The organism is Paenibacillus sp. NPDC056933 (assembly GCF_042674385.1).
GTDB lineage: Bacteria > Bacillota > Bacilli > Paenibacillales > Paenibacillaceae > Paenibacillus.
Map to the genome: position 1 here is coordinate 73,234 of NZ_JBHUQN010000007.1, position 12,240 is coordinate 85,473.

Annotated in this window: 8 protein-coding genes; 3 read left to right on the plus strand and 5 right to left on the minus strand. The window is 46.7% G+C overall.

Annotated features, from left to right (window positions below; all coding sequences use genetic code 11):
- Positions 1 to 34: 34 nt before the first annotated feature.
- The 5 genes from ACFTRD_RS29645 to ACFTRD_RS29665 all read right to left on the minus strand — a co-directional run bounded on the left by ACFTRD_RS29645 (position 35) and on the right by ACFTRD_RS29665 (position 7,132).
- A complete protein-coding gene (locus ACFTRD_RS29645; RefSeq protein WP_379386373.1) occupies positions 35 to 1,756 on the minus strand; it encodes a sulfatase family protein in 1,722 nt (573 codons plus the stop codon).
- 184 nt (positions 1,757 to 1,940) lie between these two features.
- The gene (gene pdxA / locus ACFTRD_RS29650) at positions 1,941 to 2,942 is read right to left on the minus strand and encodes a 4-hydroxythreonine-4-phosphate dehydrogenase PdxA (RefSeq protein ID WP_379386246.1); all 1,002 of its coding nucleotides are present in this window, start codon (positions 2,940 to 2,942) and stop codon (positions 1,941 to 1,943) included.
- Positions 2,939 to 4,234: a four-carbon acid sugar kinase family protein gene (locus ACFTRD_RS29655; protein ID WP_379386248.1), complete on the minus strand. Its 1,296-nt coding sequence runs from the start codon at positions 4,232 to 4,234 to the stop codon at positions 2,939 to 2,941. Before ACFTRD_RS29655 ends, pdxA begins: the two co-directional genes overlap by 4 nt.
- Positions 4,235 to 4,295: 61 nt before the next feature.
- Positions 4,296 to 5,282: a 2-keto-3-deoxygluconate permease gene (locus ACFTRD_RS29660; protein ID WP_379386250.1), complete on the minus strand. Its 987-nt coding sequence runs from the start codon at positions 5,280 to 5,282 to the stop codon at positions 4,296 to 4,298.
- 167 nt (positions 5,283 to 5,449) lie between these two features.
- On the minus strand, positions 5,450 to 7,132 hold the full coding sequence (locus tag ACFTRD_RS29665; RefSeq protein ID WP_379386252.1) for a PrpR N-terminal domain-containing protein: 1,683 nt from the start codon (positions 7,130 to 7,132) through the stop codon (positions 5,450 to 5,452).
- Positions 7,133 to 7,362: 230 nt separating this feature from the next.
- Between ACFTRD_RS29665 and ACFTRD_RS29670 the strand changes: the two genes are divergently transcribed.
- From ACFTRD_RS29670 to ACFTRD_RS29680, 3 genes are all read left to right on the plus strand, one after another.
- Positions 7,363 to 9,192, plus strand: coding sequence for a cache domain-containing sensor histidine kinase (locus tag ACFTRD_RS29670; RefSeq protein WP_379386254.1), 1,830 nt, complete (start codon positions 7,363 to 7,365; stop codon positions 9,190 to 9,192).
- Positions 9,180 to 10,766 carry a response regulator gene (locus tag ACFTRD_RS29675; protein WP_379386256.1) on the plus strand — a complete coding sequence of 529 codons (1,587 nt, stop codon included), beginning with the start codon at positions 9,180 to 9,182 and terminating at the stop codon, positions 10,764 to 10,766. Before ACFTRD_RS29670 ends, ACFTRD_RS29675 begins: the two co-directional genes overlap by 13 nt.
- A gap of 114 nt (positions 10,767 to 10,880) precedes the next feature.
- The gene (locus ACFTRD_RS29680) at positions 10,881 to 12,194 is read left to right on the plus strand and encodes an extracellular solute-binding protein (RefSeq protein WP_379386258.1); all 1,314 of its coding nucleotides are present in this window, start codon (positions 10,881 to 10,883) and stop codon (positions 12,192 to 12,194) included.
- The last annotated feature ends 46 nt before the right edge of the window (positions 12,195 to 12,240 follow it).

Sequence of the window (12,240 nt, forward strand, 5' to 3'; positions counted from 1 at the left end):
TAACGAATCAAAAAGATGTTATTTTCCCTATCCTTTATATCGTAGGTTGTTGAGGATACAAACGTTTTTGCTGCCGCTGTTCCTCCAGAAGCTGCATCATCCAGTGCTGAATGGTCATCGTTTGCGAAGTGGCATAGGCGGCATGGGCCAGATTACAGGTTTCCAGCGGATCGTCCGTCAAATTGTACAATTCATATTCGTCCTGTACGGGAATGGTTTTCGTGGTCGTGACGCATTGTCCTGAAGCAGGATATCCAACAGGCTGTGTGAGGACATCTTTTGCCCCAGGCTGACTCCAAAATTGAGCATTGTCAAAGTACCGGGAAAACTTCCAGATTTCCGGTTTTTTGTTTTTATAAAGGGTGGTCATTACGGTTTCGATGTGGTTGGGTTGTTCAACAGACGAATAGGGCACGCCCAATGGATTGGTTTGGTGCTGACCACGTGTGACATCATCGTCGGTCATAAAATAGATCGGTTGCTGGGTCAGCGCCGGATTATGGTCTCCGTAGACAAGAGGCGTGAGATCCTGACCTACCAAATGGCGGGCTTCACTGAATTCTTTTTGCAATCGTCCATGGATTTCGGAAACGTTAATATTGGCCAGACCTAGCATGGTTGGCAGAAGATCGACATGACTTGTCAGGCTATGCACATGTTGTTGCTCGGGAAACAGCCGTTTATTGTGAATTAGAAAAGGAACATGAAGGTATTCCTCATAGGCACAGTACCATTTTTGATGAAGATTGCCGTGAGCACCCAACAAATCGCCATGATCTGATGTGAAAATAACAATGGTATTGTCATAGAAGGAGGAGCGCGTAAGTGCCTCATACACTTTGAACATTTCGCGATCCGCATTTTTTTGCAATTGGTAATAGAGCTGGCGGTAGAAACTCTGATCGGTGATAGGCTGTAAAGCTCTTGGGTATAAGTCTCGGTAACTTGCCTGACAACGTGGTTTGGTGCCTAGCCACTCATGCATTGTCGGCGGAGCGTCGACTGCGGGCATCGGATCTACCTCGAATTTGAAATCGGGTAGGCGCGCGCTGAGATCACCATATAACGTAATATCATGCGGGTTCACAAAGGAAGAGATAATGAGCCAGGGCTCAACATGTTGGTGTTCGTTCTTCTTGCGATCAAGGGCCTCGATGAGATGAACCGTTTCGGCGGCATATACCTCATCCCGTCCACTTAAGCCAAAAGCGGCGGAGGAAGCGGAGTTCCTAGGATTTCTGCCTATGGGATCAGGGCCGATCCAATCGGAGAATCCGAAGTCCTCCAAGCGGCTCGCTTGAAGGTATAGGCTTTCTAACTGGGGCTCAGGAACCCCGGTTAGGGGGTGATAACTGGGAACACTTTGGTGGGTGCCGGGAGAGATGATATCCGCATTGGATATATGCCACTTTCCCTTATAGTACGTCTGGTATCCTGCTGCTCTAAAGTAATTCCCCATTGTAGGTACCGTATTGGGATTCAGCCAGAACATGTCAGAGTCATACGATTCCTTGGCAATGCCAACAGTTTGACTGACACCGTGCAGTGACGGATACTGACCTGTGAAAATGGTAGCCCGGCTGGGACAGCAGGCGGTTGTTCCGATATAATGTCGATGGAATTCCATACTGTGGGACTTTAAACGTTCCTGGGTAATCAGATTTTCTCTGCGCCATGCCTGGATTTCTTTGCTTTCATATAGAGGAGGATAACGCTCTTCATCCACAAGAATGATGAGAAAGTTGGGTTTCTCCATAGTAGAAGATGGCAGGGAAGTATTGTTCACGGAGTTCACACACCCTCAATCGTTTTTTACTTTAAGGTATGTGATGATGATTGCGAAAAGTCCATATGCTCTTTACCACACTTGAATACAAAACGACCGTTGCCCAGTAGAAGAATGGGAAACGGTCGTTGCTGTAACAATCTCTTTTATTACTTTAAATTTGTGTTTTGGGCGCAAGCTCAATGGCGGAACGGATAGCGGCCAGCATACTTTTATCATCAGCGATGTTTTTGCCTGCGATGTCAAAGGCCGTTCCATGGTCTACAGAAGTGCGGATGATGCCGCCTTTGAGACCCACCGTGATATTCACGCCTTCTTCAATACCCATAACTTTGATCGGTGCATGCCCCTGGTCGTGGTAACAGGCAACGACGATATCGAAATCACCGCGCCCTGCGCGGAAGAATAACGTGTCCGCCGGAAGTGGACCAACGACGTTAATGCCTTCCTTTTGCGCACGTTCGATGCCGGGCTGCAGTTTTTCTTCTTCCTCACCATGACCGAACAATCCGTTCTCGCCTGCATGCGGATTGATACCGCATACTGCAACGCGCGGATTCTCGAAGCCGGCTTTTTTCAATGTATCATGGGCCAGTTTAACCACAGTGTACGTTCTTTCCGGGTTGATACTAGCAATCGCGTCTATCAGGCCCATATGCGTCGTAAGGTGGATCACTCGCAGATTGGGCGTGGTCAACATCATGGAGAAATCCTCGGTATCGGTCAGATCAGCCAAAATCTCGGTGTGACCCGGATACAGGTGCCCACCCAGATGCAGAGCTTCCTTGTTCAGAGGCGCCGTACAGATAGAGTGAATCTGCTTTTTTTTGGCCAGATCAATAGCTTTCGCCAGAAACTGAAACGCTGCATCTCCCGCAACGGCAGATACTATACCGTATTCCAGATCTGCGGGAACGAGGTCCAGATCAATAACGTCCACAGTACCGAATGCATACTTGGCTTCGGATGGCTCATGAATGGCATTTACCTTCAGATTCGATCCGATGACAGGCAGGACACGCTCCAATATTTTCGCATCGCCAATGACAAGTGGATTGCAGTTGTTGTAGACCTCCTGATGACCCAGTGCTTTCATAATGATCTCGGGTCCAATGCCTGCTGCATCGCCCATTGTAATTCCAACGGTTGGTTTCATGCCGGAACTCCTCCTTTTAATTTTTCAATCGCATGGATAAAGACGTCGGGCTTGCCGAATCCGCCCGCTTTAGTGATCACGTGCAAATCTTCAATTCCAATAAATTTCGATATCGGTACACCAATTTCAAGCTCATCGAGCAGTTCGAAACCGCTGATATTCCACTTCATACAGATTTGTTTGGCCGTATCTCCGCCCGTCATGGATACACCTTTGAAATACCCATTCTCCAGCAGTCTGGCGCAGATTTCACCTATGGCCCGTACAATCTCATTGCTGACTTCGGTGTGATTAAGTCCTCTGACTTCACCCGTAGCACGTGCTAGTTCAATATCGACCTGTTCAGCGGTCGAATAGAGGACAACGTCATTGCCTTCCACGGCTTTGTCCTTCACTTCTTCATACACACGATCGATTTCTTGCTCACGATCTGCCGAACCCGATACGGCTTTGAAGGAGTGGAACCGGATGGATGATACGTTGGTTTTCTGTAGTAACTGCTTAAGCTGCTCACGGGAGTTTTTATTCACACTCCCCACAACGGTGAGGATTGGACCCGGATTTGCTGGGATGGTCAATTCCGCGGACTTGGCTCCCAAGCCGTAATGCGTTGGAAGGTAGTTGGCAATACCCGCCGAGCCTGCCCAGGCAAAGGTATAATCCAGCTCGCTGGTGATATTCAGAACCTGCTCCAAGTGCTTCTCATCCGTCGAGTCGACGAGGATATAGGGAATGCCATTTGCCTTATAGGTTTCCAGTAGCGTCTTAATATGATCTGTACCCGATTCAAGATCGCTTATCTTCATCTCGCCCACCTCGTACTTGGTCTGGAGCTTGAGCAAATCCGGAAGATACGAAAGAGTCACAGGTGTCTTTGGATCATTCGCAATCTCGGTATCAGCCAGTGGAATGCCGTTCAGATAATGCGTGCCATTAAGAATGGTGCGATTGTTCTTGGGATAGCCAGGGGCGATCATCATAAAATCAGGTTTGACCACGTCGTACAAGGCGTCGATCTCAATCCCGATGTTTCCGCGCATGGTCGAGTCCATTTTTTTGAAAATGGTGCCAAATCCGTTCCGGAGCAGCAGTTCGGCTGCTCCGCTAACCCGCTGATACGCATCCTCCGGTGTGATGGAACGGCTATCGGTATCGAACACGACCGCATCGTAATGACGAATGTTATCTTCGTCCATGTTGAAAAGCACGCTTGTCTTTAATCCATGACGGGCAAGCTGCACCCCGCTGTCATTAGCGCCGGTCAAATCATCTGCAATAATGGCTAATTTCATGCAGTCATCCCTCCTTTGAAAGCAAAATATTTATAAGTCCGGTCAATTAAATTCAGTGCATTTAGGTGGACGGTCTTTGATTGTATTTTTCGACGCCGCCTGATTTCTCCAGTCTCTTGGAGAGGAACCCGATGAAGATCGGCAGCAGAATGGCGGTTGTCACAACACTTGCAGCAATCTGTACCGTAGCAATCTCGGCAATCGGGGCAAAAGAAGCGTTTGCAGCCACGATGGCAGCAGGCGTACCTACAGCGTTACCGGCTGTGGAGCCTTCGGAAGCACCGACAATCGGGTTCCAGCCAATAGCTCTGAACAACAAGAAACCGATGCCACCAGTGATCAATACAGTCAGTACCCCCAGCAAGATACCGCTGAGTCCGCCTTGAATGATCGATGAGAAGTTAATTCCCATACCCAGTGAAAAGGCGAAGAATGGAACGAGCTTATCACTGCCTTTATGCAGCCATTCAGCCATGTTGCGATCCAGGTTACCAATAACAACGCCGACGATTAGCGGAAGCAGTACAGCTACAAAGGACATCGGGGAGAACATGCCATTGGCAAAACCCATCGCACCAAAGATGGAAAGAGCAACCATGGTGAGAAATGGTCCGTCGCTGAGCGCGAGGAACGGATAAGCCGCTTTGTCATCTTCTTTGCCGTATTGTCCGGCCAGCGCGATGTACAGTCCACCATTGGAATTCGTCATTGCGGCGATAATGGCGAGTGGCGCCAAACCAAGGAATAAACCATTGGAGTCCGCAAAGAATATGGCGATCAAACCTAATATTGCACCAACTGCCCACTTGAACACAAGCAGTGTAACGCCTTTACCAACCGAAGAACCGGCCGTCTTGAACGTGATTTGCGTACCGGCAATCAACAGGAACAGGGCGATCAATGTGCTTGAACTGTTTACGAACAGGGCTTCTGTGAAACCCCCAATCCGCAAAGCATTCGGAAAGAATGTGTTAATGGTTGCGCCGAGCAACAGGGGAACAACCATCATGCCGCCAGGAATACGATCTAATGTTGCTTTAATGTTCATAGTAGTGGCTCCCTTATGAAGTAATCGTTTTTATGAAGCGTTTGCATGGATTATGTTATCCCATATTGTTTATTATAGCAACACTTATTTATTGTAAATTTTAAGTAATCTTTATAACTGTTTAATAATGCAACACTCATAATCATAAAAAAGGCGTAAACCTAAAGTTACTCTTTAAGTTTACGCCATAACGTGGCACGGTTAATCCCCAAGCGGTCGGCCGCCTTGGATTGATTATTGTTTTCCTCTTGCAGAACGTATTGAATAATCTCTTTTTCGATCTCCTTCAACGTACCATTTAACTTCATTGTATTGGATGAGGGTTGTTGACCAAGCAGATGTGACAAGGTCGAAGCGGAGATCACGTATTCCTGTTCATTCAGTGCAGCCTGTTTGATGAGATGCCTCAATTGGTTGACTGTCATATGCGGGATTTGATCTCTGATCAGCTGCAGTGCTTCCTCTTTTATTTTCACGGCAACCGTCCCATACTTCTGGTAGTAATCGCTGAGAAAATGCTGGATCAGAAGTGCAAGATCCTCCTGCCTGTCCACAAGGCTCGGCATAATGATTGTATTGAGCTCGATATGCAGGGTTCGATTCGGATTCAATCGCTGTTCACCGAGGATAAACACACCGATTCGCCTGTGTAGACAGGTCTGAATGAATGAGATCAGCTCCTCATCCTCCAGCCGATCTTCCATATGGTTAATCTCCACATTTCGAACCTTGGAAAGTGGTATTTTGTGCAAATGACCTGGAGGCATTTGTGTCAAATCCATTTGTAAAAGTAACCCGCCGCCAGAGTACATCTGATGAATATGTTTCACCAGAAAAGATTTCCCTGAGTCCGCCTCGCCTAGCAGATAGATGGGTTCGTGATTTTCATACAGAGTACGGATGTTCCTCAATACGGCCTGCATGGCAGGAGATTCGGCAACAATCGGTTCCATGGATATGTCGTTATATGCTGTTATGCCATATTGTGCAAAAGCGTAAGGCTGTCCTTTTTCAAGAAAATAGACTTTATAACTTTTGTTATCCAACGCAGTTTCGTAGGCTGTTACCGTCAGTTGGTAATCGTCAACGATGAATACATTTTGAATTTTCGATCGGTGGAACTCCAGGTTGGTATTGGTAAGATAAATGTGATTATCCGTTAGTGGATTCTGCTCGAAATCAGTCAAGTTCTCAAATACAACTTCGTTCTGGTCGTCCAGGATCATGAGATTGGGATGCTCCTTGGTAACCAGGTCGTTTAGGATGATCGATATCGCATGATTTTTGCTCAAATAACGATATACCAACTGTGCATCTTCAAGGGCCCTAAGAATCGATTCCTTACCGGATTGGATCAATAAACCTTCCATTCCATAAGTCTTGGCCGTATTTACAGTGATGACATCTCCAACAATCTGCCGGTATCCGGAAGCTTTCAGCTCCAGCAGCAATCTTGCCACGTCTTCGGAACTACGTATGGTATATACCTTTAAAGGTAAGTCCATTAAATCAATAATGGATTGTGCGCCTGAAGTAATGTTGGAAAAGCCAACGATGGCCGTGAGGCCGTTGAACTGGCTGGCGAGCGTAAGGGAACGAATCATGTCATATCCAGTCAACTGCACATCAATGACGGGAATGGTTACGGCTTCCTTGATCAGTTGGGCAGTACCGCCGCGGCTAATAATAATTTCCGCACCATTTCGTTCGGCTTGGGCCGCCAGCTCGGCGCCTTTCATTAAATCGCCTACTTCACACTGAATGGCTAATTGCGGAAATAGCGGAATGCATTCTTCTATAATCGTAGTCATGGATTCGTAAGGAGCGATAATATGAACTCGTGTTCGCATAATTTTCCTGCCTTTTATAAAAATCATTCATTGGCCATCTCGGATGTTGCGGAATGAGAAGACTTCCCTTATTATAGCCAACTTGCAGAGGAATGGCATCTATGGCTCATGCAGACCCCGATGTTATTTTAACGGAGTGCGCCACATATCGTGCATTGAGATAAACGGAGCTGCGGCTATAATGATATATGGTGACGGCAGAACAAGGTCATATCAAGTGGGGGGATACAGTGATCATAAAAAAAATGAGTACATGGCATTCTTTTATTCGCAGCAAACCGAAAAAACTGGCCTTTAAAATACCATTTGCCTACTTTCTAATCATTTTGCTCACGGTTGTATTCAGTTACTGGGTACTAACACAAATCTCTGCGAACTCGGCCCAGAAAAAAATCAATGAGACGTCCTTGCAGACGCTCACCTCCATCCAGACCAATGTGGAGCTGATTATTGACAATGTAAACAACTATTCCAAAATGATTTTCTCGGATCACAACCTGCAAAACCTGCTAAGACAAGGAGATGTATATGCCAACCTGCAAACCCAGGCCAAGGTCAGTACCTATTTGGTGAATCTTATGCAAGCGGTTCCAATGATTGATTCGGTATATATTTATGACAATTCTGGACATCGATTTTCCGTCGGTACAGAGGAACTGCCTTCATTTCTGGAAGCGAACGTTGAGGAAACCTCGTGGTATGAACAGGTCGTGCGTAATAAGGGGAAATATGTGCTGATTCGCAATGGAAGCGAGTCTGGTTCCACCAATGCCGAAGATAAACCGTTTGTCTCCTTCATTCGAATGATTAGGGATATCGATAATACCTCCCCGCTCGGGATTCTGGTGATGAATATCAAAGGAGAGTCCTTTGCACAAGCCTACGCGAGCCTCCTCAATCAGGATTCATTTCAGATGGCTATTCTGGATGAGCATAATCAAATCATTGTTGATAACTCCACCGTTGATCCAGACAATACTTCTTTTCAGGACATTCTGTCTGGGCACCAAGATGAACTGGAACAACATTTTGCGCAGAGCAGCTCAGGGTCGCTAACGCTGAATAACGGATCACAGAAATATGCCGTCTCATATCGCACGGATGGAAATGACCAATGGAAGTTCATCAGTATGAATTCATATGGCAGGGTAGATTCCCGTAACAAGTCACTTGTATTACTGGCGCTGGTGATGTTAATCATCAACGGAACGGTGTTTTTTGTCAGCTCGTTCATTATTTCAAACAGCATTATCAAACCCATTCATAAACTTCTGCGATCCATGAACAAAGCACCAAGCGGCAACTTCAGAAAAGTGAATGCGGAACTGAACAGTTATGAATTTGAACAGCTATTTAAGGGGTACAACCAAATGATTGAACAAATGGACCAGATGTTAAAACGCAAGATGGAAGAACAGAAGATGATTCGCAGAGCTGAACTGAGTACACTCCAAGCCCAGATCAAGCCACATTTCCTGTACAACACGCTGGACTCTATCACCTCCTTGGCCCTGTCAGGCCGCAATGATCAGGTTTGCGAGCTATTGGAGGCGCTGGGCACGTATTATCGCATGAGTGTCAGCAAAGGTCGTGAGGTGATCACTCTTGGGGAGGAAATCGAGATTGTACGGAATTACATGAAAATTCAGAAAACACGTTATCAGGATACGTTTGAGATTGAATTCGATGTGGATGAGGACTGTCTACAGACGCCGATCCCCAAGCTTGTGCTGCAACCTTTGGCTGAAAATTCACTCTACCACGGTATACGTCCGAAAGGAACGAAGGGAACCATCCAGATTCATGCGAGTAAAACAAAGGGTGGCGTGAATCTGTTCATTTCTGATGATGGTGTTGGCATGTCGGGAGAAGAGATTGATCAGATTCTCCACATGGAGAGAAAAGGCGAAATCAGAAGCTTTGGTCTGTGGGGTACACTGGAACGCTTGCGAATGTTCTATGGAATACAGGACGGCATCACGATTCATAGTGAACCTGGACGAGGAACAACCATCCTGATCAGAATACCGAATGGAGCGGAGGCATCATGGGACAATTAAATGTGCTGATTGTAGACGATGAATATCTGATACGCAACTTACTCCGTATGCGCATTGACTGGGCAGAGCAGGGCATGAGGATCATGGGCGAAGCTTCGGACGCACAAGAAGCTCTGGCTTTGGTGGACAAGCAGCAGCCAGATATTATTTTTACCGATATTTATATGCCGAACATGGATGGGATTGAATTAAGTCGAGTGATTCTGGAGAAGTATCCGGATATTAAGATCGTCGTGGTCACAGGGCATGATGAGTTTGAATACGCACGCAAAAGCATTCAAATAGGCATCGTGGATTATCTATTGAAGCCTATTCGTGCTGCCGAACTGCATACAGTGACAGACAAGCTGAGAGTCATGATTGATGATGAGCGAAAGCGTGGACAGGAGATTCGGAAACTCCGGGCAGACCTGGAACGCAACTTCCCGTATCTCCGGGAAAAATTTTTGCTGCAATGGTTGAATGGCGTGCTCCCTACGCAGGCAGAAATCCGAGAGAAAGCGGCCTATTTTAATATTCCAATGCTTCTGGAGAGCGATGGCATTCAAGTAGCAGTTATTGAAATTTCAACGGCATCAGCCAAAGAAACAGAGGAGCAGTTGATTTTGCTCAGCATGGAGTGCAGCAACGAAATCGATGCATTTTATGAAAAAGAACCAGGTGTTATTCGTTTGACGGATACTCGAAACCGAATTGTGATCATCAGCTTAAATCCGAATGTGGATTTTATTGAAGATGGAGAAGAACTCATTTCCCTTCTTACCACTTCCTATCCCTGTGCTGTGAGCATGGGGATTGGGCGTAAACATGGTCTTGTAGAGGATGCGCCGGCAGTCTATCAGGAAGCCTGCCGCGCTCTGGCGTATCAGGCCTTTGTCGGAAAAAATCAGGTGGTCTGCTTCGAGGATATTGTAGATAACCGGGAGCAGTGTTATCGGTCAAATGCTGATCTTCTTCAGCGATTCCAATTTTACATCAGCGTTGGTTCTTCCTCGCGTGCAATTGAAGTCCTGCATCATATTTTTGATGTATCTTTTTCGAGTGTGTCACAGTTTCGCCTGGCAGCAATGGATGTCATTACGGAATGTCAGCGATCGGCAATGGAGCAGCAGCTTGAAAGTGATCAGGTGTTTAACAAAGAAACGCTCGTTTCTATTCTTACTGTCGATCATTTGCCGGAACTGTTAAACCGATTGGAGAGTTACGTCCGATATGTATCCGAAACGGTATATGCCAAGAACCAGACCAAGGAAGACAATCTGATCAGTCAGGTCAAGACGTACCTGGAGGATCATATGGGCGATCCCAACATTGGACTTGCGAATACCGCTGCGGCTTTCTTTGTTAGTCCAGGTCATTTGGGAAGGCTGATGAAGAAGGAGACGGGAAGAACCTTTGTCGAGTATCTTACGAATTTGCGTATGAAAAAGGCAGAGGCATTGCTGAAGCAGACTCAATTAAAGGGATATGAGATCGGCGAGCAGGTCGGGATCACGGACCCACACTATTTTAGCGTTTTATTTAAAAAAATCATGGGCAGATCCATGAATGAGTACAGACAGCGCAAATCATGACCTGGAATATGTTCGAATTTTAAAAGGAATTGCTCGTTTTCTAAATGGTGATATTGGTAATAGCTGCCTAAAATAGGACAAGTAGAACAAAACCTGACTAGGGGAGGTCAAAAGATGAAAGCGCTATTAAAAAGATCGTTGGGTATGGTGTTGGCTTTGGGTATTGCAGGCAGCTTGGTCGCATGTTCATCCGGGTCATCGGAGGGAACAAGTGCAGGCAAAGATGGAAGCGTTACCTTGACGTTATGGGATCAGTCCGTTGGCAATACAGACCCGTCGGCGAAATTATTGCCGCAAATCATCGAGAAATGGAACAAGGAACATCCCGACATCCAGATTGTACGGACAGGCACAACAGGTGAGCAGTACAAAACCAAAGTCAAGACATCCATTGCGGCAGGTGAGGCCCCTGATCTGTTTTACGGCATGGGTGGAGGAAGTTTTATGGAGCCCTATATCCAGTCTGGAAATGTGCTGGAGATCACCAAGTATATTACGGATGACCTGAAAAAACGAATGGCCCCAGGCATGGCAGAGGCGATTGAAAAGGATGGGAAAATCTACACCCTTCCGGTCTACACCCATATCGCCAATTTGTATGTGAATACAGCGCTGTTCGAGCAGGCAGGAGCTAAGCTGCCGACCACCTATACGGAATTGCTTGATGCGGTAGAGAAATTGAAAGCGGCAGGAATTACTCCGGCTCTCCTGGGGGAAAAGGATCGCTGGCCAGGCATGTACTGGTACGACATCATTGCGATGCGGCAGGCAGGTAATGAAGCAGTTATTGAAGCATTCAAGGACCCAGCCAAATGGAATTCGCCCGACTTTATTGCAGCGGCCACCAAAATGCAGGATCTCGCCAAAGCAGCGGCATTCAACAGCAGTATGTTCAGCATGGGCTACGATGAAATGTTGGGTGCATTCAACGCAGGGAATGGAGCTATGATGTTCCAGGCCAACTGGGTGAATGCGGGTATTGAAGATCCTTCGTCGGCAACCAAGGGCAATGTAAAGGTCATTCCCTTTCCTGTATTTGAAGATGGCAAAGGGAACAACACTGAAATATTCGGCGGAGCCGTGGATGGCTTCTATATTAGCAATAACACTCAGCATCCCGAAGAGGCGGTTGAATTCCTCAAGTATCTGAGTGAACAGCTCGGCACGCAAGGTTATCTGGCAGGCGCAGGGCTCCCTAGCTGGAATACGGACGATCTGGATACATCCGGATTATCCACGCTTGACCAGTCTAGTGCGGAAATTATGAAAACGGCGACTTCGTTCATTGCATGGTGGGATAACATTTTGCCCGCCGAATCCGCAGAGGCACACAAAAACCTGATTGCACAGCTTTTGGCCGGAGACGTTACTCCAGAGGAATTCTGCGAACAGATGGCTCAGCTGAAACCAACGGAGTTGAGTCTTTGATCCATGAATACCCACACAAGACTGTAGTCAGGGGTAATCCCTGGCT